This window comes from Trinickia symbiotica, from assembly GCF_003028655.1.
GTDB classification, from domain to species: domain Bacteria; phylum Pseudomonadota; class Gammaproteobacteria; order Burkholderiales; family Burkholderiaceae; genus Trinickia; species Trinickia symbiotica_A.
In genome coordinates this window covers 136,418-162,484 of record NZ_PYUC01000005.1, presented here as the reverse complement: position 1 = coordinate 162,484, position 26,067 = coordinate 136,418, and the positions used below count along the sequence as shown (strand labels likewise).

The following is a 26,067-nucleotide window of genomic DNA, read 5'->3' as shown; positions in this document are numbered from 1 at the left end:
GCGCGGTAAGATGCGCAAACTTTACCGGCTCGAGCGGCGGCGGACGCCGAGCGAGCCGTTACACGAAGACACGGATGCAATCGTTACCGGCTTTTTTGTCTCCGAGCGAGACTGCATTTTTCTTCGATTTCGACGGCACGCTCGTCGAGATCGCGCCGACGCCCGACGGCGTGCTCGTACCGCCTGCGATGGTCGAATCGCTCGCCGAATTGCGACGCTTGTCCAGGGGGGCGGTCGCCGTGGTCTCGGGGCGCGGCCTCGATAGCATCGACGGCTTTCTCGGCATGACCGATTTGCCCGCGGCCGGGCTGCATGGCGCCGAGCGGCGCGATGCGAACGGCGACGTGGTCCGTCTCGGCTTCGACGACGACCGGCTGCTGCGTATGGAGCGCGAACTGGCCGAAGTCATCAAGGCCAACCCGGGCACGCTGCTCGAAATCAAGGGGGCATCGCTGGCGCTTCACTATCGCAATGCGCCGCTCGTCGAGCCCATCGCTCGAGAGGCGACGAAACGCCTCGTCGAGCGGCATGCCGACGCGTTCGTGCTGCAGCCGGGCAAGATGGTTTATGAGATCAAGCCGAAGAACGTCGACAAAGGCCGCGCGATCGCGGCGTTTCTTGACGAGCCGCCATTTGCCGGACGCATGCCGGTATTCGCGGGCGACGATCTCACGGACGAGAAGGGCTTCGCCGTCGTCAATGCGCGGGGCGGTCTGTCGATCAAGGTCGGCGCGGGTGAAACGTCCGCGCGGACGCGCATCGAGTCTGTCGGCGCTTTCCACGCATGGCTCGCGTCATTGGTCGCAACGGCGAAAACACACCCATGAGCCGCCTAATCATAGTTTCGAACCGCGTCGCGCCGATTTCCGAAGGGGGCCCGGCCGCGGGCGGTCTGGCGGTGGGTGTCTACGACGCGCTGAAGGAAACCGGTGGCATGTGGTTCGGCTGGAGCGGCGACGTGCTCTCGTCGGGCCAGCCGCAGATGCAGGTCGTGGAGCGCGGGCCGGTGACGTTCGCCACGATCGGCCTCGTACGCCGTGACTACGACCAGTACTATCGCGGTTTTTCGAACGCCACGCTTTGGCCGGCGTTTCACTATCGCCCCGACCTGATCCAGTACGATCGTCATGACTTCGAGGGGTACTGCCGCGTGAACGCCTGGCTCGCGCAGCAGCTCGTGCCGCTTCTGCAGGCCGATGACGTCATCTGGGTCCATGACTATCACCTGATCCCGTTCGCCGAGGCATTGCGGGCGGCCGGCGTGAAGAATCGGATCGGATTCTTTCTTCACATCCCGTTCCCCGCCGCGCAAGTGCTGCTGTCGGTGCCGCCGCATCGCGAGCTCGTGAAGGCACTTTGCTCTTTCGATCTGCTCGGCTTTCAGACGCAGCGCGATCTGCACGCGTTCAGCGACTACATCGTCAGCGAAGCGGGCGGCGAAGTCGAGCGCGGCCTCGCGCTCGCGCCAGCAACGGTGCGCGCGTTCGGCCGATCCCTGCGTGCCGCCGCGTATCCGATCGGAGTCTATCCCGACGAAATCGCGCAACTCGCGAAAGCGGGCACGCGCGGCAAGCCGGTGCGGACGATGAAAGCGACGCTGCACGATCGCAAGCTGATCATGAGCGTGGACCGGCTCGACTACTCGAAGGGGCTCGTTGAGCGCTTTCGGGCGTTCGAGCGCCTGCTCGACCGCTCGCCCGCCTGCCGCAACCAAGTGTCGTTCGTGCAGATCGCCCCGCCGACGCGCGCCGACATGCACGCCTATCAGGACATTCGGTTGAGACTCGAAGCGGAGTCAGGACGGATCAACGGTCGGTTCGCCGAGCTCGACTGGACGCCGATCCGCTACATCCATCGTCAGTACGAGCGCTCCGTGCTGGCCGCGCTGTTCCGCCAGTCGCACGTCGGCTATGTGACTCCATTGCGCGACGGAATGAATCTGGTCGCGAAGGAATACGTGTCGGCGCAGGATCCGGACGATCCCGGCGTGCTCGTGCTGTCTTGCTTCGCCGGCGCGGCGGAGGAACTGTCGGGCGCGTTGATCGTCAATCCGATCGACATCGACGGCATGGCGGACGCGCTCGGGGAGGCGCTCGGCATGCCGCTCGCGGAGCGCCGAGCGCGCTATCGCGACATGATCGCGCAACTGCGCGAGAACAACGTCTCGGTGTGGCGCGACAATTTCATGCGGGATCTGCGCGCCGCCGGCGAAAAGCGGCGCACGGCCAAGGCCCGGCCGACACGCGGCGCGATAGCCGCGTAACGCCGTAGGTCACGCCGAAACGAACAACGGGTCCGACTGCCGTCAGGCGACCCGTTCGTCGACCTTGTGCCCGCCCGGATGCGGCAGCGCGCTCTTGCCGTGCTGCTTCGCCAGCAGATCGCGGTAAATTCCGGGACGGTTGCGGAGCGCCTCGGGCGTGCCGTCGTCGATGACTTTACCGGCGCTCATGACGATGATGCGGTCGAAGTTCTGCAGCGTGGAAAGCCGGTGCGCGATCGCGATGACCGTGCGGCCGACCATGAGCCTGTCGAGCGCCTGTTGTATGGCCTCTTCCGATGCGCTGTCGAGCGCCGAAGTCGCCTCGTCGAGCAGCAGGATCGGCGCGTTCTTCAGGATGGCGCGGGCGATGGCGATCCGCTGCCGCTGGCCGCCCGAAAGCTTGACGCCGCGATCGCCGACGATCGTATCGAACCCGTCCGGCATCGCTTCGATAAAGTCGGTGCAACGCGCTTCGCGCGCGGCCGCATGAACTTCTTCGCGGCTCGCCGCGGGCCGGCCATAAGCGATGTTCTCGTAGACGGACCGGTGAAAGAGGGCGATATCCTGCGGCACGAGCGCGATGCTATGGCGCAGGCTGTCTTGCGTGACCGAGCCGATATCGTGGCCGTCGATCTTGATGGAGCCGCCCTGCGCGTCGTAAAAGCGCTGCAGCAGCGCGAGCACGGTCGATTTGCCGGCGCCGGACTTGCCGACGAGCCCGACGCGCTGACCGGCCTCGATATGCAAGTCGAAGTGATCGAGGATCGGGCGCCGCCGCGGATAGGCGAACGTGACCTTCTCGAAGTCGACGCGCCCGCCCTTGGCCACGAGTTCCGTTGCGTTCTCGCGATCAGGCATGCCGTGCGGTTCGAGCAGCGTCTTGACCGCCTCGGCGAGCCGCGCGACGTGCTGCGTCACGTCGACGAGCGCCACGGCGAGGTCACGCGTGCCGTGCAGGATCGTAAAGCCGAGCGAGCTGACGAGCACGATGTCGCCCGAAGTCGCCCGTCCCTGGTTCCAGAGCCAGAGCGCCCAGCCGAGCAGCCCGGCCGACAGCAGCGCGGTGATGGCGGCGTGCAGGAGACGCAGCCGCTCGAGATAGAGCAGACTTTGCTGACGCGCGTCCATTTCCGCCTTGACCGTCGCGCCGAACCGGCGTTGCTCGCGAAACGTCATGCCGAACGCGCGCACGAGGCTCATGTTGCTGATCACGTCGACGAGCTCGCCATCGACGGCCGCCGCTTTCGACGCAAAGTTCTGATGTTTCGAGGAGCCCCGACCGGCGAGCCGGTACAGCACGATGGCGAGTATTGCCGAGCACAACAGCAGGCAACCGGCCATGACCGGGTTGACGGTGATCGTCATGACGATCGCGCCGATCACGGCGATGCACGGCGGCAAGACGTTCCATGCCATCGTGTTCTCCGACGTGTAGACGGCATTCGACGTGGCCGTGATGCGGCTCGCGAGCGTGCCGGGCTGACGTTCGGCGAAGTAGGTCGGCGCGTGGCCGCTCAGGTATTGGAAGAGATCGCGGCGCAGATCGCCCGTGACGTTGACGAACGCATGCGCGGCGACCCAGCCGCCGACGCGCCAGAGTAAGTTGTCGGCGGCGATCAGGCCGACCAGGATGGCGAAGGCGGCCCAAAGCGGCCCAGGATGGTTGCGCCCCATGCCGAGCACGTCGATGAGGTGCTTGATGGCGTATTGCGACGCGAGCGCGCAGCCGACCGCCGCGAACACGCTCGCGAGCACGATGGCGTGCGCGACCGGGTGGCGTCGGATGTAGCTCAGCAAAAAGGCGAGCGGGCGCTCCGCGTAGCTCGAAAGCTTGGCGTTGCGGGCGTTACGCTCGGCGACGGTCAAGTGTTCCAATGGTTCGTGCGGTGAACGCAAAACAGAATGAGTCATGAAAAAGGATAGTCTGCGGATCGCGCACCGCGAGCCAATATCGAGATAGTTTGGCAGCCGCCATTGTAAACGTCCGCGTAATCCTGCCTAGCTTCGCTGGTCGCATTGCAACTGGCGTTGGTTGCAAACAACGGGCCGTCGCGGCGCGGCGCCGCGCTGAGCCGGCCGCGAGGCGCGGTATGCGGCTCTCACCGAGGAACCGGCGCAATTTCGAAACGGGTTCGGGTTACAATAGCAAATTCGTCTGAACGTCATGGGGTTGACGCGCGGAACGTCCAGGGAGCGCCCATCGCGGTTCGGTCAACGAGGCGCTTCCGATCGGCTCTACCGTTATCAGCGGTGCGGTGAACACAGAGCAAGAACGAGTGGCAACAGCGGGCCAGTCTAGGCGAGCCGCGCAATAACGAGATCGACAGAGTGTTACGCGCTTGTAACAACGTAAATTTTCTGAAAGGCTGTGCGCCGCAGCATCGCGGGGGGCCCGATAATCGCCTCCGGGTTTGCCCTTAGCTCTCTCTGTCGGGGCGGTCAACGAATGTTCCGGAATTGCGTTTACCAGAGCACTGCGACCAACGCAGAGAAAGGGTGTTCCGAATGAAGCGAACTACCGCGGAGCTTTTCGGGAATGACGCGCAAGGCGGTCACGACTTTCGGGCCTGCTTCTTGCGCTTTGGCGGGCGATTCGCTTTTCTACAACAGTAGTCCTCTTTGCCTGAATTTTTATTAGGAGTTCATCACTATGCGGATCGCTCAAATCGCTCCTTTGCATGAGGCGGTTCCACCGAAACTTTACGGCGGGACGGAACGCGTGGTGTCGTACTTGACCGAAGCCCTGGTCGAACTCGGGCACGATGTGACGCTGTTCGCGAGCGGCGATTCCAAGACGTCGGCCAAGCTCGAGGCGTTCTGGCCTCAAGCGCTGCGACTCGATCCGTCGATTCGCGACACGATGGCGCCGCATATGCTGCTCCTCGAAGAAGTGCGCCGCCGCGCCGACGAGTTCGACATTCTGCATTTCCATATCGATTACTACCCGTTCTCGCTGTTCTCGCGCCAGCCGACGCCGCATCTGACGACGCTGCACGGCCGGCTCGATCTGCCGGAGCTGCAGCCGATCTTCAACACGTTCAACGACGTGCCCGTCGTCTCGATCTCGGATAACCAGCGCACGCCGCTGCCGCAGGCCAACTTCCTGACGACGGTCCACCACGGGCTGCCGGAAAACCTGCTGACGCCGCGTACCGACGCCAAGCCGAGCTATCTCGCGTTCCTCGGCCGCATCTCGCCCGAGAAGCGCGTGGACACGGCCATCCGGATCGCCGAGAAAGCCGGCATGCCGATCAAGATCGCGGCCAAGCTCGACAAGGCCGATCGCGCTTACTACGAAGAGCAGATCAAGCCGCTGTTTTCGCTGCCGCACGTCGAGTACATCGGCGAAATCAGCGAATCGGAGAAGGCCGAGTTCCTCGGCGGCGCCCACGCGCTGCTGTTCCCGATCGATTGGCCGGAGCCGTTTGGCCTCGTCATGATCGAATCGATGGCCTGCGGCACGCCCGTCATCGCGTTCAAGCGCGGCTCGGTGCCCGAAGTCATTGAAAACGGCGTGTCGGGCTTCGTCGTCGAGGACGAGCTTTCGGCGGTCGCGGCCGTCAATCGGCTGCACACGCTGCCGCGTGAAACGGTCCGCAAGGCGTTCGAAGCGCGCTTCACGTCGAAGGTGATGGCGAAGAACTATCTGGTCGCTTACGAGAACCTGCTGCACCAGAAGCGCCGCGCCGTGCTGCGCGAAGTCGCGGCCGGCTAAGCCCGCGCCGCCCGCCGACTGGCGGGCCGCGCGTGGCGAGCCGCATCGAAACGCCCCGTCTGCCTGCACGGCAGCCGGGGCGTTTCGATTTCACGGTGCCGAAAACCGTATCCCGATCGCCGCATCGAGTCACGCGAACTCCATATAATGGCAGGCTGACGCGGCCGCGTACGACACGGCAGCGCGTCGATTTCCAGGAGCACGACTTGACGAGAGCCCAACCCACGCAAGAGGCGCCGGCACCCGGCGCCGGCACGATGTTCGCGTTGCGGGCGATTGGTCTCGTGCTTCTCGCGCGCTGGCTCTACTCGATGTCGGAGATGGGCTACGGTGCGTCTTTCTCGGCGATGACTTCGTCACCGTGGGCGTCGATCAATGCCGTCCTGATCTTTCTGTTGATCGTGTTGCCCGGCGCGCAGGCGCGTGCCGACCGCCCGTTCCATCCTTTGCCGCAATGGCTGCGCCAGGCACTGCGGTTCTTCGCTTTTCTCGGACTGCTCTTCGCACTCTGGTCGATCGGCGTCTTCGTCTGGGCCGCCGGAGGCCGCCGCACCGTTCACGCGATCGCCGAGACGAATGGATGGCTCGTCGTCGCGCCGGCGCTTTATGCGGCCGTCTTATGGATTTGTCGCCCGCGCGCGCTTTGGCGCACGAACATCGCCGCGCGGCGCTTCGCGATCGGACGCTACGCGGTTGCACTGGATCCGGCGACGCGCACGGTCGTCGTTTGGGTCGAGAGCCGCAAGCTGGGGCAGTATGACGCGCGCGAGCTGTCGGTCAATTGGCCCGCGGCGGATGCGCTCGAGCGCGAGGCTTTGATGCCGCAAGCGGCCGGGCATCCGGGCGCGCATGTGTCAGCGCCCGATGTCGACTCGTCGCGTTCAGTCGCGGCGTCGCCCGACCCCGTCGATTCGGCCCGTTCCGCCGGCGCCGCTTCGCCGCGGCCCGGCGTCGGTCCGCGCGGGCCCGGCGCGGCGGCGCACGGCCCGCGCATGACCGGGCGGGCACGCCGTTCGCGCGTGGAGCTATTATGGGATTCGCCTGCCGCCGCCGGCCACAATCGACAAACCGTGTTCCGCGTTGCGCTGACGACGGAGGGCGATCGTGCCGCCGCTCGGGCGCTGGACGCGACGCTGCGGCGGGGAAGCAGTCTTTAGGAGGGCGCTCCAAGGGGAGTATCGTTGGCGGACTCCGCGAAGAAGCACTCTCGAGGAGTGCGTCCCGGGGGGAACTCTGGGGACGCTCGACTTGTTGCCATGAAAAAGTTGCAAATTGGTCTTGCGCGGGCCTACGACCCTCCAGGGGACGACCAAGGCGCCCGCTATCTCGTCGATCGCGTCTGGCCGCGCGGCGTGACGAAGCAAGCGTTGTGCATCGAGCAATGGCTGCGCGACGTCGGCCCCACGACGGCGCTGCGTCGCTGGTTCGGCCACGATCCCGAACGCTGGAATGAGTTCGCCCAACGCTATCGGGCCGAGCTCGACGCCAATGCCGAGGCTTGGCAACCGCTCGCCGATGCCGCGAAACATGGCCGGATCACGCTCGTCTACGGCGCGCGTGATCCCGAGCACAACCAGGCCATCGTGCTGCGAGATTACCTCGTCGAGAAGCTCTCGGCGCGCTGACCTTCGCCTCGCCGAGCCGTTTTCGTTTTCCCGATATCGCCTTTATTTGATGTCCGATCCAGATTCATCGCAATTGTCCTCTTTGCTGTTCGAGATTCGCGCCTGCCGCGCGTGCGAACCGCATCTGCCGTTCGGCCCGCGCCCCGTGCTGCAGGCGGGGCGGTCCGCGCGCGTCCTCGTGGTAGGCCAGGCACCGGGTGCGCGCGTCCATGAGACCGGCATACCTTGGGACGACCGCAGCGGCGAGCGGCTGCGCGAATGGATGGGCATAGGCCCCGACATCTTCTACGACGAAGAACGCATCGCGCTTTTGCCGATGGGGTATTGCTACCCAGGGCGCGGAAAGTCGGGCGATCTGCCGCCGCGCCCCGAATGCGCCCAGCGCTGGCTTCAGCGGGTACTGGCCGAACTACCCGGGATCGAACTGACGCTGCTCGTCGGCGCCTATGCGCAGCGCCATTTTCTTGCGGGCGAGCGGCGCGCGACGCTGACCGAAACCGTCTCGGCCTGGCGGGACTATGGCGAGAAGCGCATCCCGATGCCCCATCCGTCCGGCCGCAACCAGGGCTGGTTCAAGCATCATCCTTGGTTCGAGCGCGAGTTGCTGCCGGTTTTGCGCTCACGCGTCGCCACGGTGCTCGGCCTGGCGCGCTGAAAATAAACAGCGCCCGCTCATCGACTGTCAGCAGCGCGCCATTAGCCGCATCCGCCGACCAATCGATGCGGTGAATGCGCACCCGGGACTCGCCCCCGAAATAAACGACGAAACGTCGAGGCGCGATGCGGCGCGCCCGTTCGCGCAGGACTATCATTGCAGCCCTGATGCGCCGTTTTATCTCAAAAATGGTGCGCGAGCCGCTTGGCCGAGCGTACCGAAGCGCCCGGCCGTATTAGCCGTACAAGAGGAAAACCCATGACTTCCGGAGTGATCCGCATCCGCGGAGCTCGCCAGCACAATCTCAAAAATATCGACCTTGATCTGCGCACGGGCGAGATGGCCGTCGTGACAGGGCCGTCGGGCTCGGGCAAATCGAGCCTCGTTTTCGATACGCTCTATGCCGAAGGGCAGCGCCGTTATGTCGAGACGTTCAGCGCCTACGCGCGCCAGTTCCTCGACCGGATGGACAGGCCGCAGGTCGATCGCGTGGACGGCGTGCCGCCCGCGATCGCCATCGACCAGACGAACCCCGTGCGAAGCTCGCGCTCGACGGTCGGCACGATGACGGAGCTCAACGATCATCTGAAGCTGCTTTACGCGCGCGCCGCACAGCTTTTCGACAAGCAGACCGCCGAGCCCGTGCGTCACGACACGCCCGAAACGATCTACGCGGAGCTCGCGGCGCGCACGGCGCAGGGCGACCCGCGCCTCGTCGTCACGTTTCCTGTCGAGCTGCCGGAGAACGCGAGCGCCGACGAGATCGGCGAATGGCTTTCCGCGAGCGGCTATACGCGCGTGCAGGCCGAGCGCGAGCAGCGCTCGGCGACCGGAGTGCGCAAAGTGCTCGATGTCGTGGCCGACCGGTTCCGGTTGCAGCGCACGGAGAAGGTGCGCGTCGTCGAAGCGATCGAAGCGTCGCTGAAAAGGGGCTCGGGGCGCGTCAATGTTTATGTCCTTCCCGAAACGCCCGCAATGTCCGAGATGCCCGCAACGCCCGGCGTCGCGGATCCCGGTTCACCGCAAGCAGCCGAAGCGCGAATCTGGCGCTTCTCGACCGGGCTGCATTGCCCCGACAGCGATCTCCGTTATGCGGACCCGCAGCCGGGCCTGTTCTCGTTCAACTCCGCCTACGGCGCCTGCGATGCATGCCGCGGCTTCGGCCGCGTGATCGGCGTCGACCTCGGGCTCGTGATTCCCGATGCGCGCAAGACGCTCGCGGGCGGCGCGATCAAGCCGATGCAGACGCCCGCCTGGAAGGAGTGTCAGGACGACCTGATGCGCTATGCGGCTCGCGCGCGCATACGGGCCGGCGTGCCCTGGTCCGAACTCACGGAGGCCGAGCGCGACTGGGTCATCAACGGCTCGCCCGATTGGGATGGGGACTGGCAACGGCAATGGTATGGCGTGCGCCGCTTCTTCGGCTACCTCGAGTCGAAGGCGTACAAGATGCACATCCGCGTGCTGCTGTCGAAGTATCGCAGCTATACGCCGTGCGAGACCTGCGGCGGTGCGCGGCTGAAGACGGAGTCGCTGCTCTGGCGCCTAGGAACCAAGGAAAACGCCGACGCGGTTCTGCCTCCCGCATCGCGGTTCATGCCGCGCGGCGTGGCCTGGACGCGCGCGCAGCTCGAAGCGCTGCCGGGCTTGACCGTGCACGACCTGATGCTGTTGCCGATCGAGCGGATCCGCCAGTTCTTCGACGCGCTGACCCTGCCTAGCGCACTGCTCGACGACGCGCTGAAGCTCTTGATCGCCGAGGTGCGTACGCGCCTCAGATATCTGTGCGACGTGGGGCTCGGCTATCTGACGCTCGATCGTCAGAGCCGCACGCTTTCAGGCGGGGAAGTGCAGCGGATCAATCTGACGACGGCGCTCGGCACGTCGCTGACGAAGACCTTGTTCGTGCTCGACGAGCCGAGCATCGGACTGCATCCGCGCGACTTGAATCGAATTGTCGAGGCGATGCGCCGCTTGCGCGATGCGGGCAATACGCTCGTCGTCGTGGAGCATGATCCTTCGGTCATGCTCGCGGCCGATCGCCTGATCGACATGGGACCGGGTCCCGGCGAACGCGGCGGGACGATCGTCTATGACGGCACGCCCGCCGATATTCGCACCGCACCAACATTGACGGGCGACTACCTCGGCGGCCGCAAGCACGTCGCCGATGCGACGCATTGGGCCGCACGCCCCGTCGATGCGGCGACGCCTCGCCTCGTGCTCGAAGGCGCGAGCGAGCACAACTTGCACGATGTGACGGTGGACATCCCGCTAGCGCGACTCGTTTGCGTGACGGGCGTATCGGGCTCGGGCAAATCGACGCTGATCCAGGACGTGCTCTATCCGGCGCTCGCGCGCCAGCTCGGACAGGCGACCGAGACGCCGGGTGCCCACCGCGGCCTCATCGGCGCGGACCTGATCGAGGACGCCGTTTTCGTCGATCAGTCGCCGATCGGCAAAACGGCGCGCTCGAACCCGGCGAGCTACGTCGGCGCATTCGACGAAATCCGCAAGCTGTTCGCCAAGGCGCCGCTCGCGCAGCAGCGTGGCTACACGGCCGGCACGTTCAGTTTCAATAGCGGCGACGGGCGCTGCCCGACGTGCGGCGGCTCGGGCTTCGAGCACATCGAGATGCAGTTCCTCTCGGATGTCTACCTGCGCTGCCCCGACTGCGACGGGCGCCGCTACCGCGCCGAGGTGCTGGAGGTCACGATCGAGCGCGGCAATCCGGCGCGCGCGCTGTCGGTTGCCGACGTGCTCGAACTGACGGTCAGCGAAGCGGTCGCGCTTTTTGCCGGCGATGCCGACGTGCTGCGCGTACTGCAGCCGATCGTCGACGTAGGGCTCGAGTACGTGAAGCTTGGGCAGCCCGTGCCGACGTTGTCGGGCGGCGAGGCGCAGCGGCTCAAGCTCGCGGGTTTCCTGGCCGAAACGTCAGTGAAACCGGGCAATGGCGGACGCGCACGCGCGCCGGGCGGGCGGCTTTTCATGTTCGACGAGCCGACGACGGGTCTGCACTTCGACGATATCGCGAAGCTCATGCGCGCGTTCGGCAAGCTCCTCGCGCGCGGGCATTCGCTGCTCGTGATCGAGCACAACCTCGATGTCGTGCGGGCCGCCGATTGGATCGTCGATCTCGGCCCCGAAGGCGGCGATGGCGGCGGGCGGATCGTCGTTGCCGGGACGATCGACGAGGTGAAGGCATGCGTCGCCTCGCATACCGGCCAGGCGCTGCTTCAATACGACGAGGCGCTCGGCGCGGCCGCGCGGACGTCCCGCGAGCTCGACGCGGGCGTGCCCCTGCAGTCGGCACTGACGGCTGCGCGCGCAAGGCGCGCAATCGAAGGCGAGGACGCAATTCGCATCGTCAATGCGCGCGAGCACAACCTCAAAGCCCTCGATGTCGACATCCCGCACGGCAAGTTCAGCGTCGTGACGGGCGTCTCGGGCTCGGGCAAGTCGACGTTGGCTTTCGACATTCTCTTTCACGAAGGGCAGCGCCGTTACCTCGAATCGCTCAACGCGTACGCGCGCTCGATCGTGCAGCCGGCGGGGCGGCCCGAAGTGGATGCCGTCTACGGCATTCCCCCGACGGTGGCGATCGAGCAGCGCCTTTCGCGCGGCGGCAGAAAGAGCACCGTCGCGACGACGTCCGAAGTCTGGCACTTCCTGCGCCTGCTCTACGTGAAGCTCGGCGTGCAGCACTGCGTGCATGACGGCGCCGCCGTGACGCCGCAAAGCGTCGAGTCGATCGCGGCGCAGTTGTTGCGCGACTATACCGGCCAGCACGTCGGATTCCTCGCGCCGCTCGTCGTCAACCGCAAGGGCGTCTATACCGATCTCGCCAAGTGGGCGAAGGCGCGCGGACATACCCATTTGCGCGTGGACGGCGAATTCATCCCCGTCGATCCGTGGCCGCGGCTCGAACGGTTTCGCGAGCACACCATCGAGCTGCCCGTCGCCGATCTCGTCATTTCCGCCGATCGCGAAGCCGAATTGCGCCATGCGCTGGACCAGACGCTCGAAATCGGCAAGGGCGTCATGCACCTGCTCGCGCCGCTCGACGGCCTCGCCGAAACGCTGGCGGACGGCCGCCCGCATAGCCATGTCGGCGCGCTGCAGGTACTGTCGGTGAAGCGCGCGTGCCCCGTGTGCGGCACGAGCTATCCCGAGCTCGATCCGCGCATGTTCTCGTACAACAGCAAGCACGGCTGGTGCGAGAGCTGCGTCGGCACGGGCCTCAAACTGACGAGCGAGCAGCGCGCCGCGTTCGACGTCACCACATTCGCCGACGACGGCCGCGGCCGCGAGCAGACGCTGCCGGCCGACGAGTTCGAGCCTGAAGACGTCGGCGAAATGCCGTGCCCCGAGTGCGACGGCACGCGGCTCAACGCCGTGGCGCGCGCGGTGACGTTCGACGGACGAGCGATCGTCGACGTAGGCCGTTTGACGGTGGCCGAGACACGCCGCTGGATCGACGCGCTAGAGCTTGGCGGGCGCGATGCGCAGATCGCGCGCGATGTCGTAAGCGAGATCGCCAGCCGCCTGCGTTTCCTGGAGGAGGTCGGGCTCGGCTATCTGAGCCTCGATCGCGCGGCGCCGAGTCTGTCGGGCGGAGAGGCTCAGCGGATTCGCCTGGCCGCGCAGCTCGGCAGCAATCTGCAAGGCGTCTGCTACGTGCTGGACGAGCCGACGATCGGCTTGCACCCGCGCGATAACCGCATCCTGCTCGACGCATTGCGCCAGCTCGGCGACAAGGGCAACACGCTCGTCGTCGTCGAGCATGACGAAGACACCATTCGCCGCGCCGATCACATCATCGATATTGGCCCGGGCGCCGGCAAGCGCGGAGGGCGCCTCGTGGCCGAGGGCGACGTCAGTGTGCTCGCCGCGCAGTCCGACTCGGTGACGGGGCGGTTCCTCGCGCGGCCCATTGTGCACCCGCTGCAGCCGCGCAGACCGGTTCGGCCGGTGGCCAGCGGTACCGCGACGAAGGCGACCGGGAATGGAAGCCGCCGCAACGGAGCCGCGCCGAAGCCGGCTGCGGGCGCAGCCGATGGGCTCGCCGTGCCCGAGCAATGGATGACGGTCCATGGTGCCCATCTGCATAACCTGCGCGATGTGACAGTCGACATCCCCCTCGCGCGGCTCGTCGCCGTCACGGGCGTGTCGGGTTCCGGCAAATCGACGCTCGCGCGCGATGTCCTGATGACGAATCTACTCGACGCCGTTGGCCGCTCGGTGATGTCGTCGCCGGCCACGCGCCGTGCGCGCCGCAATGCGCAGGGGAGCGCTGCGCAAACGAGTCAGCCGGTGCAGCCGGCCCGCCGCTCGGGATGGCAAGCGCGCGCTTCTTCGGCACCGCTCGTGGTCGAGCATCGTTGGCAGGGCTGCCGGTCGATTTCCGGATGGGAGGCGATCGACCGGGTGCTCGAGGTCGATCAAACGCCGATCGGCAAGACGCCGCGCTCGTGCCCGGCGACCTATATCGGCGTCTGGGACACGATCCGCAAGCTTTTCGCCGATACGCTCGAGGCCCGGGCGCGAGGCTATGCGGCATCGCGCTTTTCGTTCAACACGGGCGAAGGCCGCTGTCCGGCATGCGAAGGGCAGGGCGTGCGCACGATCGGCATGAGCTTCCTGCCGGACGTGAAAGTGCCGTGCGACGTTTGCCATGGTCAGCGCTTCAACCCGGAGACGCTCGCCGTCACTTGGCGAGGGAAGAACATCGGCGACGTCCTGACGATGGAGATCGACGAGGCCGTCGAGTTCTTCGCGTCGATGCCGAGCGTCGCGCATCCGTTGCAGCTGATGAAGGACGTCGGGCTCGGTTATTTGACGCTCGGCCAGCCCTCGCCGACGCTCTCGGGCGGCGAGGCACAGCGCATCAAGCTCGTCACCGAGCTCGCGAAGGTGCGCGACGATGTGACAAGGCGCGGGCAGAAAGCGCCGCACACGCTCTATGTGCTCGACGAGCCGACGGTGGGTCTGCACATGGCCGATGTCGCGCGGCTCATCCGCGTGCTGCACCGGCTCGTGGATGCGGGGCATAGCGTGGTCGTCATCGAGCACGATCTCGATGTGATCGCCGAGGCGGACTGGATCGTCGACCTCGGGCCCGAAGGCGGGGCGGGCGGCGGGACCGTCGTCGCGGCGACCGATCCGGAGACGCTCGTCGAAGTGCCGGAAAGCCACACCGGCGCGGCGCTCGCGCCGGTGCTCGCGCGCACCGAGCGGGCGGATGAGCCGATGCACGTGGCTTGACGGGAGGTGGCGGCCCGTCAGGCCTCGGGGACGAGTTTCTCTTCGTTCGCGGCGACGCTCGTGACGGCACGCGATGGTTCGCGCGCCGTCGGCGCGCTCGTGACGCGGCCGATCCACACGAGCGCAAGCGCTGCAATGGATACGGAGAGCCAGCCGTTCGTCCCATAGCCGAGCACGTGCCCAGCCGTGTCCGTCGATAGCAGCAGACCGCCGATCCAGGCACCGCAGCCCGTGCCGAGCGCCTGCACGGCACCGTTAGCGCTCAGGAAGGCGCCACGCTCGGTGGGCTCCGGCACGGTCGTGAGAATGGCTTGCATCGGGATCATGCGACCCGACCCAATCACCATGAAAAGCGCGAAGAACGGCACCATGATGGCGAACGGCACGGCAGGCAGATGGGTCATGACGAGCATGGGTACCATCGCGAGCACGCCGAAAATCCTGAAGACGAGCCGGTGACCGATGCGATCCGCGAGTCTGCCGACGGCACGGGATGTGAAGAACGTCGCCGCGCCGCCGGCCATGTAAAGCCATGAAATCTGCCCCGGCGGCACGCCATGGTTCGCCACCAGCATTGGCGAGATGAACGGGATTACGAGCATGTGCGCGAGCATCATCAAAAACGTGAGCGTGAACGCTTTGACGTGGCGGATACGCGTGAGCATGCGCCAGAGAGCGGGAAGCGCTTCGGACACAGCGGGCGGGCGCACTCGCAAGTGCTCGGCGAGCGTCGGCACGATGGCAGCGGCGATACAGCCGATCGCGGCACTGAGCGCTGCGAGCAGCCAGAACGGCGCGGCCCAGCCGTGATGCGCGCCGAGCAGGACGCCGGCCGGCACACCGGCGATGGCCGCCAGCGAAAAGGAAGTCATGATGACACCCGTGGCGGCGCCGCGCCGCGCGACGGGCACTACGTCGGCGACGATCGCCATCACACCGGCGCTCAGCACGCCGCCTGTGATGCCGGCGAACGCGCGGCTCGCGAGCAGCAGCGGGTAACTCGTTGCCATCGCACAAGCCAGATTCGAAAGCGCGAAAAGCGCATAGACCGTCAGCAACAGCCGGCGCCGGTCGAAGCGATCGATATAAGTCGCGGCGAAGAGGCCAGACAGCCCCGAGCACCATGAGTAAGCGGAGACGGCGGCCGCGAATGCGGCCGGGGCGATCCGAAATGCCGACATGATTTGCGGGCCGAGCGGCATCATCACCATGAAGTCCATGATGATCGTGAACTGGACCAGGGCCAGCACCCAGATCAAACGCCGCTCGCGGGCGGGAAGCAGTGCATACATTCGTTGGCGTCCTTGTTTTCGGCGTTGGCCGATTCACTGCGAAAATTAGGCCGCATGCGCTCGCGCATCCGGCCACGTGCGGCGAAGTGCCGATCAGGCAGGTCGATTCTCTCAGGCCGACCCGCGCGCATTGCCTTCGATTTCGGCGGCGGCCCGCAACAGGATTTCCGCGATGCGCCGCTGTTCGGCTTCGTCCGCATCAGCGTGGCGAATGACAGCGAGCTTCAACGCATAGCGCGCCTGAACGAGCTTGGGATGCCAGCGGCCGCCTTCGCCGCCGAAGCCTCCCTCATCGGCCTCGGCCGAGGCGGCATACGCGCGCCGCATCGATTCCATCTTGCTCGCCACGAAGCTGAGCTTCGCAAGAATCAAATCGACCTGATCGCGATGCTTGTCGAGGTAGTCGCGGCCGGCCTCGGCGATTTCGTACCGCTTGCGATTGCCTTCCTGTTGGACCGTGACATACCCGAGCTCTTCGAGATAAGTGAGGGCCGGGTACACCATGCCCGGGCTCGGCGCATAAAAACCGTTCGAACGCGCTTCGAGCGCCTTGATGAGCTCATAGCCGTGACGCGGCTCCTCGGCGATCAGGGCGAGCAGCATCAACTGGAGATCCTCGCCCGTGAATTTACGGCCGCGCGTGAAACCCTCGTCGTCGCCGAAACCGTGCTCGCCGCGCCCGCCCCAAAACGCTCCGCCGCCGCCGTGGCGATGACGATGCCGGCCAATGGCATAGCGCAGGCCGTGGCGCCACCACGCCTCTTCGAACGCAGCGCCAGGCTGTCCTTCATGGAAGGCGCGATGCAGGCGATGAAAGAAGTGCTCGCGCGCACGCGCGGGAAATTCGCCAATGCCGCCGAACTCGGCAAAGTCCGAGTAGCGAGCCGAATGACAATGCCTCATGGAGGCCTCCTTGACCGTAGGTGATGTATCTAAAGATACATATCTAAAGATACATCGTCAAGCGATTCATGCGATGGGGATGGCGCGTACCCTCGTCGGAACGCTCGATGACAACAAGACGCGAATGCGAGGGACAATCGCAGTGAGCGGTAAATAAGCCGGCACACCCTGGAATGGTCGTTGCGCGCGCCGAGCGTGCGACTTTGTTCGCGACGTCTTCGTTTCACAGTCTCAGCGACCAGGAGAGGGTCCCATGTTCGTACACAACAAGCGTTTGCAGTACACCGTTCGCGTCGGTTCGACGAATCCCGGTCTCGCCAATTTGCTGCTCGAGCAGTTCGGCGGGCCTCAGGGCGAGTTGGCGGCGGCAATCCGATATTTCACGCAGGCCATCAGTGAGGAAGATCCCGGGCGAAAGGACATGCTGCTCGACATCGCGACCGAGGAGCTCAGCCACCTCGAAGTGATTGGATCGCTCGTATCGATGCTGAATCGCGGTGCCAAGGGCGAGATGGCCGAGGCGGTCGACAGCCAGGCCGAGCTTTACCGCAAGCTGCACGGCGCCGGCAACGACAGTCATGTGACGCAGGTGCTTTACGGCGCCGGCTCGCCGTTGACGAATTCGGCCGGCGTGCCGTGGACGGCGGCCTATATCGATACCATCGGCGAGCCGACGGCGGATTTGCGCTCGAATATCGCCGCCGAGGCGCGCGCCAAGATCATCTATGAGCGCCTCATCAATGTTTCGGACGACGCCGGTGTGCGCGACGCGCTAGGTTTTCTGATGACGCGTGAAGTGTCGCATCAGAAGTCGTTCGAAAAGGCGCTCTATGCGATCGTCGGCAATTTCCCCCCGGGCAAGCTCGCGCCGGATCCGCGCTTTGCCAACGCGTATTTCAAAATGTCGCAAGGCGAGCCGCCGGAACGGGGCCCCTGGAACGAGGGACGTGGCCTGGAGCTGGTGGAACAGCCGCCCTCGGCGGTCGACGGCGGCGATGGCCATGCGAGCTCACAGCTGAATGCTTCGGAAAGGGCGGCGCTCGATGCGATGAAACTCCGATTGAAGTCGGACAGGACGAAGGATCCCGAGACGGGGGCAGAGCTCGGGTCCGTCGCGCCGGGGCAGGATGGGTTGCGGGAGTGATCGGTATTAAGCTTGCAGGTCGATGCCCTTCGTATCCGGGGTCGTCAGAATCGCGAAGATCGCGAGCAGCGCATAGACCATGACGAAGAGCCCGATGTAGATATAGGCGCGGTGAATGCCGACGCCGCGAAGAATGAGACCCGCGATGATCGGAATTAGTCCGCCGCCATAGACCTGCGAAACCTGGTAGCCGGCGCTGGCACCCGACGCGCGATAGCGCGTCGGGAAGTTTTCCGTGTAGAACGCCGGAATGGCGCCATAGCCGAACCCGAAGACAAAGCCGAAACCGATGACCTCGGCGAGCACGGCGAGCCAGAAGTTGCCCGTGTTGATCAAATAGAAGTACGGAATCGCCCAGACGAGCAGCACGACGGCCGACGTGAGCAGGATCACGCGCCGGCTCAGCACGTCGGCGAGCAACGAGCCGATGATCATGAAGACGAGCATCGAAGCCGCGGCGATGAGGCCGATGCTTTCGGCCTCCGTACCCGCGAAGCCAACGGCCTTCATGTAGCTCGTGCCGAACACGAAGCTGAGGAAGAACGCGCCGCCGAACATTGCGTTGACGAGCGACGTGCGCAGGATGCGAAACGGCATCTCGCTCCACACACGCGCGGCCGGGCTTTTCAGCAACGTTTCTTCGGCCCTGAAGCGTTCGAACACGAAACTGTCCATCGTGCGCGTGCGGATGATGATGCCGACGATGGCGACGGCGAAGCCGACATAGAAGAATATCCGCCAGCCCCAATCCGTGAATTGCGCGGGGGTCATCAGCGAGCGAACGAGGATAACCGAGCCGAAGCCGAGCAGTAGGCCGATGGGGATCGCAAAGCCGACCCAGGCGCCCCAGAACGCGCGACGCTTCGAGTTCGCCGCCTGCTCGACGACCCATGTCGATGCCGTGCCGAACTCCGCGCCGAAGCTGATGCCTTGGGCCAAACGGAAGACGATGAGCAAGATCGGCGCAGCGGCGCCGATCGTGTCGTAGGTCGGCGTGAGCCCGATGAAGAGCGTGCTGACGCCCATCAGCAAGAGCGCATAGACCATCGCGTCCTTGCGACCGTAACGGTCCGCGATGTTGCCGAAGATGAAGGCGCCGACGGGCCGGATGACGATGCCGATGCCATAGACGGCGATGGCGGCGGCGACCGCCGCGAGGCTCGGCAGCTTGAAAAAGACGCCACCCCAGACCGTTGCCGCGATGATGCCGGTGACGAGAAAGTCGTACTGCTCGATGATCGACCCGATGATGCTCGCGACCGCAACTTTTATGACCTGTTGCTGCGAAGGCTTGTCAGCTATTGTTGTCACGCTTGTCTCCTCGTTGAAGATTCCGTTCACCCCATTCTGGCGACGACAAGTGCCGGGCCTCGCCCCGAGTCCGCCGCCGCGATCAGTCTTCAGTCAGCCCCGTTCGGTTAGGCTCCCGTCGCTCGATGGCCCACTTCAGCAGCGCCGCGGCGCGCAGTGGGCCATGTGCAAACTTGCCGTAGGGCAGCGTCAGGAAAAACGAAAGTACGGCCCCGAGATGCACTGCTAGCAGAATAGGCATGGACGGCGTTGCGCGCCAGACCTCGAGCGCGAGTCCGCTCGCCGCGATGAGCAGCAGTAGCGCCATGAAACCGCGATCCATCGGTTTTTGCTGGGGATCGCCCGCGAACGGATGGCGACGGACATTCAGCCGCCAGAGTCCGACGACGCCGATGACGAGCGCAATGCCGCCTATCGTGCCGACGAGCGTGGGCACGCTGGTGTAGGCATAGGGCGCTTCCAGGCGCAGCAGATAGTGATAGAGCGTGGCGATACAGGTGGATAGGAAGCAGAGCAAGAAGCCGTAAAAGGTCAACTGATGAAAGCGCCGCCGCCAGAGCGTGAACGCATCGTCTTCGTTGTTGCAGCCTTCACCGTGGCCGCCATCGAGATACTTGAGCGTCGCGACCGCTCCCCCGGCCTCTAGTACCGCCGGGCCGCTCGCGCGGCCGGCCGATGCTTCGCGCCAGAAGCGCCGCACGCCGAGCGCCAGGGCGAGGACCGCGTACACAAACGGCGGGGCGAAGAAGGCGACCATGACCGGGTGCGAAAACACCTCATAGAAGTTGCCGCCGGGCGCCGACATCCATAGGGTGCCTCTGAGGGCCAGCGCGAGGATGAGGAAAAGCGCCAGGCCGCCCGCGAGCGCAAGCGACAACACTAGACCGTTACGCTCGTAAAGCGCACCGAGCGCGCGCGGCCACGCATAGTGCTGATAGGTTGTCAACCGTACGCGAGCCATCGCGTTCGGCACGTTGACGGCGAACTCGTGCGGCGGCGCGTATTGGCATGCATGCAGACAGGCGCCGCAGTTGTGGCAGAGATTCGCGAGATAGTGGACATCGGCCGTGCCGAATTCGAGCCGCCGCGTCATGGCCGGGAACACGGCGCAGAAGCCTTCGCAATACCGGCACGCGTTGCAGATCTGCATGATGCGGGCGACTTCGGCTTCAGCGTTTGCGTCGGCGTCAGCGGCCGGGTGCGTCGTCCTGTCGGCCCAGGTCCGGGCGCTTTCGATCAATGTATCAAGCTGCTGCATCGAGACTTTCCTGGCTTGCGCAGGCGGCAGCGTTCGCGCCGGCAATGCGGCCGAAGGCCGTGCCGATGCTCATGCCGACACCCGCTGTATATCCCTTGCCGAGCACGTTGCCCGCCATCATTTCGCCGGCGACGAAGAGATTCCGGCTGCGTTCGCCGGCGAAGCGTACTGCCGACGTTTCGTCCGTTTTCAGGCCGAGATAGGTGAACGTGACGCCCGGGCGCAGCGCGTAGCCCAAGAAGGGCGGGGTATCGAGCGGTCTTGCCCAATGCGTCTTCGGAGGCTCGAGGCCCTCCGTGCGGCAATCGTCGAGCCGCGCATGATCGAACGTGCCGGGACGGCATGCCGCGTTATACGCTTCGATCGTCTTCACGAACTCCGCCTCCGGCAGACCCAGTGCGCGCGCGAGTTCGGGCAGCGTATTCGCGCGAGTTCCGGGGAAAACGGGCGGCATGAATCGGCCGATCGCTTTGGCGTCGATGATCGAATACGCGATTTGCGCGGGCTGCTGGGCGACGAGCCGCCCCCAGATCGCATAGCGCTTCGGCCAGAAGTCCTCGCCCTCGTTATAAAAGCGGCGGGCATCGCGATTCACCACCACGCCGAGCGAGACGCAATCGATGCGCGTGCAGATGCCTCCGTCATAGAGCGGGGCGCGTGCGTCGATCGCGACCATGTGTGCCTGCGTTGGGTCGCCGATGCGGTCCGCGCCGGCCTCGATCATGAAACGCAGCAGCGTGCCCCGGTTGAAGCGTGTGCCGCGGATGATGAAGTTATCGGCCGGGTATTCGCCGCGCTCGTTTTGGCCCCAGGCTTCACGCAGCCATTCCCGATTTGATTCGAAGCCACCCGCGGCGAGTACGCAGCTTCGTGCGACGATGCGCTCGTTTCCAATGTAGGCCGCGACGAAACGGCTGCCGTCGAGTTCGATTCGCTCGACGGGCGCGTCATAGCGGATTTGCACGCCGAGGTTTTCTGCGCTGCGGTAATAGGCGTTGACGAGTGCTTTGCCGCCACCCATGAAAAAGGCGTTCGTACGGGCCGTATGCAATGCGCCCGAGAGCGACGGTTGAAAGCGCACGCCGTGGCTGCGCATCCAGGGCCGGCAGGTGGCCGAGGCCCGGATGACGAGGCGCGCGAGTGCTTCGTCGGTCTGGCCACCCGTCACCTTGAGCAGGTCTTGCCAGAACTCTTCTTCGGGGTAGGCATCGACGAGCACGTCCTGAGGCTCGTCATGCATGCAGCGCAGGTTGCGCGTGTGTTGTGTGTTGCCCCCGCGCCATTCGCGCGGCGACGCTTCGAGCAGCAGCACGGAAGCGCCACGCTCGCGCGCCGTCAAGGCCGCGCATAGGGCGGCGTTGCCGCCGCCGATAACGAGAACGTCGATCAATTTCGCCTCGGGTGTCGCTTTCATTTGGTCGTTCATCGCCGCGCTTGTCCAGGCTGGCCCTTGGCCGAGCGCCATGCCGCGACGAAACTCAGTGAGTCTCGGTCAGAGCGAGCGGCTACGTCAATTGCAATAAAAGCAACGATTGATAGAATTGGCGCATCAATGGGCGCGGTGCGGGCCCCTGGGCTTCATGACTGCGGGTTTCCGATGAACATCAACTTTGACTTGAATGACCTCATTGCATTCCGCGCGATCGTCGAATGCGGAAGCTTCCGCAAGGCGGCAGAGGCCGTGCATTTATCGCAACCGGCGTATAGCCGACGTATCGATAAGCTCGAGCGAGCGCTCGGCGTACGCCTGCTCGAGCGCACGACGCGGCGCGTCAAGCTGACGGCGGTCGGACGCGAGTTCGAGCGCAAGGTTAGGGCGGTGCTGGACGATCTCGATCACGCGGTGCTCGGCATCCGCGGCGACGCAGCGACGCGCGTGGAGCGGGTGACGGTGGCTTGCGTACCGTCGGCGGTGCATTACCACGTGTCGAACGCGTTGCGGCGCTTTCGAGAAAAGCATCCGCGCGTGCAGGTCGCCGTCTTCGACGCGAAGGCGAATGAGGTCCGTTCGGCGGTCGCGCAGGGAGATGCCGATTTCGGCTTTACGTTCGTGAGCGCCGAGGACGACGACGTCGATTTTCTTCCGCTGATCAAGGAGCCGTTCGTGCTCGCATGCCGGCGAGATCATCCATTCGCGAAGCTTGAGAAGGTATCTTGGGCGCAGGTGGTTTCTACCGCGACACCATTCATTGCGGTAGCGCGCACGTCCGATAATCGGCTCATCGTCGATCGTGCGCTCGTCGGCGTCGCGGCACGTCCTCCGATTGCCTATGAGGTGCAAAGCGGGACGGCGGCGTTGGGCCTGGTCGAGGCCGGCTTGGGTGTGGCGGCACTGCCTGCCATGGCGATGCCGGGGCCCGAGCATTCGGTACTGGTCGGCGTGCCACTCGTCGAGCCGAGCGTGTCGCGCACGATGGGGTTGATTCGACGACGCAATCGGGTGCTTTCGGCGAGCGCGCAGCAGTTGTTCGACTTGTTTGCGCGCGTAACTTGACGCGGAGGCGGCTGGGCCAGGATCTCCGCAAGCAGGTCTTCGCGAGCGTGCGCGAGCGAGCGTAACGAGTAACCACGCGGCGCGGCGGTATTCGCCATTAGCGCTCGGGCAGACCACCTCGCACCTCAACGGCGACCAGCGCACGATCGTCAGTCCTTATGACGCGGCTTGAGCGGGCGGTAATGCTCGCTGTCGTAGGCGGTCGTGACGGTATAGCCGTCGCGCTTGCGGATTTTCAGGAAGAACAGCACGGGCGACACCCCCGGCTCACCGCCGCAGGCCTCGGTATGGTTCTCGCGCACGCGAACGAGAAAGTAGCGGCCCTTGTCTGCCGAATCGAACAGCAAGCACTCCGTCTTGTCCTTTGACAAGCCATAGTCGCGCGTGATGGCGGCTGCCTTGGTGGCCGCCTCGCTGTCGGTGACAATGGCCGGCCCAGCGGCCCATGCATGGCAGCTTGCAAGGAATGCAGTTGCGGCAATCGCGCGGCGCATCATCGCTTGGCCTGCTTCGTGTCGTACTGGGGCGTTTGCGCTGATTCATCAGGAGATAGCAGAGAGTGCCACAGCGACGGTGGCGCAAGCAAGGGTATGCCGACACCGGCCAATGCCGGCTGGGGTAGCCGATTCTGCGGATCTCGACCCGCCAATACTTTCCCCGCTTCCAGATTCCAGCCATCAGTTGCTCCAGACAGTTTTGCTTGTTGCCTTGCGTCTGGGACTATTTTCGACTCCGCCACTTTTCCGCCTAATGGCGTCGTGGGCGAGTTAGGTCGGTTGCCGGAAAAGAAAAAGGCCCTCGGCTAACGCCTGAGGGCCTTTGTTCTTCGGGCTTCCTACGTACCCATGATTCTGGTGGGTAGTACTGGGATCGAACCAGTGACCCCTGCCGTGTGAAGGCAGTGCTCTACCGCTGAGCTAACCACCCGAAGAGCCACGGATTATGGCAGACCTGTCGTGGCCCGGCAAGCGCTTTTTAAGCGGCTTGCGCAACCGCGGAATCGCCGCCGGCTTCCGAAGAAGCAGGGGCAGGGGGCTCGCGCCGCCAGACGCTCGTGCCCTTGATCGCCTTGTCGATGTCGTCGAGCACGGCTTGGTGCGCACTAAGCTCATCGGCATCGGCAGCGACCACCGGCAACGACATCGATTCGAACGACACCATCGGCCGCGACGAAACCACATCGCTTTTGCTCGATGTCTCCCCCAGCATATCGATGACGAGGCTTTCCTGCCCGCGCGTCATCGCAAGATAGACCTCGGCCAACAATTCCGCGTCGAGCAACGCACCATGCAGCGTGCGATGCGCGTTGCTCACGCCGAACCGATCGCAAAGCGCGTCGAGCGAGTTCCGCTTACCGGGGAACATCGTCTTCGCTTGCACGAGCGTGTCGATGCAGCTTGCATAGTGCTCCCGGAACGACGGCAGCCCCAACAGCGAAAACTCGACCTCGAGAAACCCCAGATCGAACGGCGCGTTATGGATGACGAGCTCCGCGCCTTGCAGATAGTCGCGCAGTTCGTCGACGATCTCCGCGAACTTCGGCTTGTCGCTCAGGAACTCGGTCGTGAGCCCGTGCACCGCAAGCGCACCCGGATCGCTGTCACGCTCGGGGTTGATGTAGAAGTGCAGATTGTTGCCAGTGAGCCGCCGATTCACGATTTCGACGCCGCCGATTTCGATGATGCGGTCGCCGGTTCGGGCATTGAGGCCTGTCGTTTCAGTGTCCAGGACAATCTGGCGCATATTCTTGTTACTCGCTTGAAGACAATGTCGAATGTCGAAGAAAACGTAAAACCGAAAACGCAGCGCTCAGCCTTGTTCCGCCAGGGCGTTGACGCCACGGTTGGCGAGCGCGTCGGCGCGCTCGTTCTCGGGATGCCCCGCATGCCCCTTCACCCAGCGCCATTCGATCTGATGAATGGAGGCGAGATCGTCGAGCCGCCGCCAGAGATCGGCATTTTTCACGGGCGTCCGCGCCGCCGTCATCCAGTTCTTCTTCTTCCAGCCGTGAATCCACTCGCTGATGCCTTTCTGCACATACTGCGAATCGGTATGGACCACGACATTGCACGGCCGCTTCAGCGCCTCGAGCGCGGCGATCACGGCCATGAGCTCCATTCGATTGTTGGTCGTGGACGGCTCACCGCCAAAAAGCTCTTTTTCCTGCGTGCCGTAGCGCAACAGCGCGCCCCATCCGCCGGGGCCCGGGTTGCCTTTGCACGCGCCGTCAGTAAAGATTTCGATGAACTCGGTCGTCACGTCAAATACTCGGGTTGTGTGTCTTGTGAGTGGCGGCGGGCGTGAGCCCCGCTGCGAGCACGGGCTTTTTGACCTTGACCGGGCCGACGAGCCGCATGCCGCGCACGCGCTTGACGGCCGTGACCATGTAGACCGCACCGAAGATCGGCCACCACCGATCGCCGGCCTGCTCCATGAACGCAAAACGCGAAAGCCATGTTTCGCCGTCGAGGGGCGGACGATAGCAGCCGAAGCGTCCGCGTTCAAGCTCGAAACCGAGCAGCTTGATCCAGTCCTTGATTCGCGTGAAGGCGATCAGATCGTGCGCGGCCGGCACGAACGGGCGACCCGTCATCTTGCCGACCGATTGGCGCGCGCCCCAAAGGCTCAGCGAATTGAACCCGAGGATGATGAGCTGCCCCTCCGGCATCAGCACGCGCTCGGCTTCGCGCAACAGCCGGTGCGGATCGCGCGTGAATTCGAGCGTGTGCGGCATCACGATCAGATCGACGCTTTGCGCCTCGAACGGCAGATCGAGCAGATCGCACCACACTGTCGTCCGCCCGTCGGGCGCATGGCGGTCGCTCGGTACGGGCGACGAATTCGGCGCGCCGGGCGAGGGCGCGGAGCCCGGCAACTCGGGTCCCGCGACATGCGGCGAGCGCGCAGGCGGATAGGTGTAAGGCGCACTCGCGCCGCTCGCCGAATCGAGCACGAGGCCGCGACACGGCATGCGGTTCTCGCGCAGCGCGTCGAGTCGCGGCAGCCCGAGCTGGAGCGCGTGATACCCGAACACGTTGAAGACGACGCGGTCGAGCTGCGCCTGCTCCCACTCGAGCACATAGCGCCCAGGCGGAGAATCGGTCCAGGCGGGCCAGTCTATAATCGGTCGATCAGACATC

Annotated in this window: 19 protein-coding genes and 1 tRNA gene; 9 read left to right on the top strand and 11 right to left on the bottom strand. The window is 65.0% G+C overall.

Annotation, left to right across the window (positions count from 1 at the left end):
• Positions 1 to 74 precede the first annotated feature (74 nt).
• Both otsB and otsA read left to right on the top strand, forming a co-directional pair.
• A complete protein-coding gene (gene otsB / locus C9I57_RS11560; protein WP_107150813.1) occupies positions 75 to 827 on the top strand; it encodes a trehalose-phosphatase in 753 nt (250 codons plus the stop codon).
• Complete coding sequence (gene otsA, locus C9I57_RS11555) at positions 824 to 2,263, top strand: alpha,alpha-trehalose-phosphate synthase (UDP-forming) (RefSeq protein ID WP_107151058.1); 1,440 nt, start codon at positions 824 to 826, stop codon at positions 2,261 to 2,263. The genes otsB and otsA overlap by 4 nt, the downstream gene beginning before the upstream one ends.
• A 42-nt stretch (positions 2,264 to 2,305) precedes the next feature.
• Here the strand turns inward: otsA and C9I57_RS11550 are convergent, their stop codons facing one another.
• Positions 2,306 to 4,174: an ABC transporter ATP-binding protein gene (locus C9I57_RS11550; RefSeq protein ID WP_258187598.1), complete on the bottom strand. Its 1,869-nt coding sequence runs from the start codon at positions 4,172 to 4,174 to the stop codon at positions 2,306 to 2,308.
• A 739-nt stretch (positions 4,175 to 4,913) separates the two neighbouring features.
• On the opposite strand from C9I57_RS11550, the gene C9I57_RS11545 reads away from it, so the two are divergent.
• From C9I57_RS11545 to uvrA, 5 genes are all read left to right on the top strand, one after another.
• The gene (locus tag C9I57_RS11545) at positions 4,914 to 5,978 is read left to right on the top strand and encodes a glycosyltransferase family 4 protein (protein ID WP_107150811.1); all 1,065 of its coding nucleotides are present in this window, start codon (positions 4,914 to 4,916) and stop codon (positions 5,976 to 5,978) included.
• Between the two features lie 206 nt (positions 5,979 to 6,184).
• Positions 6,185 to 7,135 carry a hypothetical protein gene (locus tag C9I57_RS11540; RefSeq protein WP_107151057.1) on the top strand — a complete coding sequence of 317 codons (951 nt, stop codon included), beginning with the start codon at positions 6,185 to 6,187 and terminating at the stop codon, positions 7,133 to 7,135.
• 99 nt (positions 7,136 to 7,234) lie between these two features.
• Positions 7,235 to 7,603, top strand: coding sequence for a DUF488 domain-containing protein (locus tag C9I57_RS11535; protein WP_107150810.1), 369 nt, complete (start codon positions 7,235 to 7,237; stop codon positions 7,601 to 7,603).
• Between the two features lie 49 nt (positions 7,604 to 7,652).
• On the top strand, positions 7,653 to 8,258 hold the full coding sequence (locus C9I57_RS11530) for a uracil-DNA glycosylase family protein (RefSeq protein ID WP_107150809.1): 606 nt from the start codon (positions 7,653 to 7,655) through the stop codon (positions 8,256 to 8,258).
• Positions 8,259 to 8,516: 258 nt separating this feature from the next.
• Complete coding sequence (gene uvrA, locus C9I57_RS11520) at positions 8,517 to 14,525, top strand: excinuclease ABC subunit UvrA (protein WP_107150807.1); 6,009 nt, start codon at positions 8,517 to 8,519, stop codon at positions 14,523 to 14,525.
• A 17-nt stretch (positions 14,526 to 14,542) separates the two neighbouring features.
• Here the strand turns inward: uvrA and C9I57_RS11515 are convergent, their stop codons facing one another.
• Together C9I57_RS11515 and C9I57_RS11510 are read right to left on the bottom strand one after the other, a co-directional pair.
• Positions 14,543 to 15,817 (bottom strand): MFS transporter, encoded by a 1,275-nt coding sequence (locus C9I57_RS11515; protein WP_107150806.1) that lies wholly within the window; start codon positions 15,815 to 15,817, stop codon positions 14,543 to 14,545.
• Positions 15,818 to 15,928: 111 nt separating this feature from the next.
• Entirely contained in the window at positions 15,929 to 16,720 is a 792-nt protein-coding gene (locus C9I57_RS11510) for a PadR family transcriptional regulator (protein ID WP_107150805.1), read from the bottom strand.
• A gap of 253 nt (positions 16,721 to 16,973) precedes the next feature.
• Between C9I57_RS11510 and C9I57_RS11505 the strand changes: the two genes are divergently transcribed.
• Entirely contained in the window at positions 16,974 to 17,864 is an 891-nt protein-coding gene (locus C9I57_RS11505; protein WP_107150804.1) for a manganese catalase family protein, read from the top strand.
• A 6-nt stretch (positions 17,865 to 17,870) separates the two neighbouring features.
• Here C9I57_RS11505 and C9I57_RS11500 read toward each other — a convergent pair whose 3' ends face one another.
• From C9I57_RS11500 to tcuA, 3 genes are all read right to left on the bottom strand, one after another.
• Positions 17,871 to 19,175: an MFS transporter gene (locus C9I57_RS11500; RefSeq protein ID WP_107151056.1), complete on the bottom strand. Its 1,305-nt coding sequence runs from the start codon at positions 19,173 to 19,175 to the stop codon at positions 17,871 to 17,873.
• Between the two features lie 82 nt (positions 19,176 to 19,257).
• Positions 19,258 to 20,433 carry a tricarballylate utilization 4Fe-4S protein TcuB gene (gene tcuB / locus C9I57_RS11495; protein WP_107150803.1) on the bottom strand — a complete coding sequence of 392 codons (1,176 nt, stop codon included), beginning with the start codon at positions 20,431 to 20,433 and terminating at the stop codon, positions 19,258 to 19,260.
• A complete protein-coding gene (gene tcuA / locus C9I57_RS11490) occupies positions 20,420 to 21,823 on the bottom strand; it encodes an FAD-dependent tricarballylate dehydrogenase TcuA (protein ID WP_107151055.1) in 1,404 nt (467 codons plus the stop codon). Before tcuA ends, tcuB begins: the two co-directional genes overlap by 14 nt.
• 207 nt (positions 21,824 to 22,030) lie before the next feature.
• Here tcuA and C9I57_RS11485 point away from each other — a divergent pair, with 207 nt between their 5' ends.
• On the top strand, positions 22,031 to 22,927 hold the full coding sequence (locus C9I57_RS11485) for a LysR family transcriptional regulator (RefSeq protein ID WP_107151054.1): 897 nt from the start codon (positions 22,031 to 22,033) through the stop codon (positions 22,925 to 22,927).
• 149 nt (positions 22,928 to 23,076) lie between these two features.
• Here the strand turns inward: C9I57_RS11485 and C9I57_RS11480 are convergent, their stop codons facing one another.
• The 5 genes from C9I57_RS11480 to C9I57_RS11460 form a co-directional block, all read right to left on the bottom strand.
• The gene (locus tag C9I57_RS11480; RefSeq protein WP_107150802.1) at positions 23,077 to 23,424 is read right to left on the bottom strand and encodes a hypothetical protein; all 348 of its coding nucleotides are present in this window, start codon (positions 23,422 to 23,424) and stop codon (positions 23,077 to 23,079) included.
• A 355-nt stretch (positions 23,425 to 23,779) separates the two neighbouring features.
• Positions 23,780 to 23,854: transfer RNA gene (locus tag C9I57_RS11475), tRNA-Val, on the bottom strand.
• Between the two features lie 48 nt (positions 23,855 to 23,902).
• On the bottom strand, positions 23,903 to 24,670 hold the full coding sequence (gene dnaQ / locus C9I57_RS11470) for a DNA polymerase III subunit epsilon (protein ID WP_107150801.1): 768 nt from the start codon (positions 24,668 to 24,670) through the stop codon (positions 23,903 to 23,905).
• 66 nt (positions 24,671 to 24,736) lie between these two features.
• Positions 24,737 to 25,186, bottom strand: a complete 450-nt coding sequence (gene rnhA, locus C9I57_RS11465) for a ribonuclease HI (protein WP_018440738.1) — start codon at positions 25,184 to 25,186, stop codon at positions 24,737 to 24,739.
• Between the two features lies 1 nt (position 25,187).
• Entirely contained in the window at positions 25,188 to 26,066 is an 879-nt protein-coding gene (locus C9I57_RS11460) for a class I SAM-dependent methyltransferase (RefSeq protein ID WP_107150800.1), read from the bottom strand.
• Between the last annotated feature and the right edge of the window lies 1 nt (position 26,067).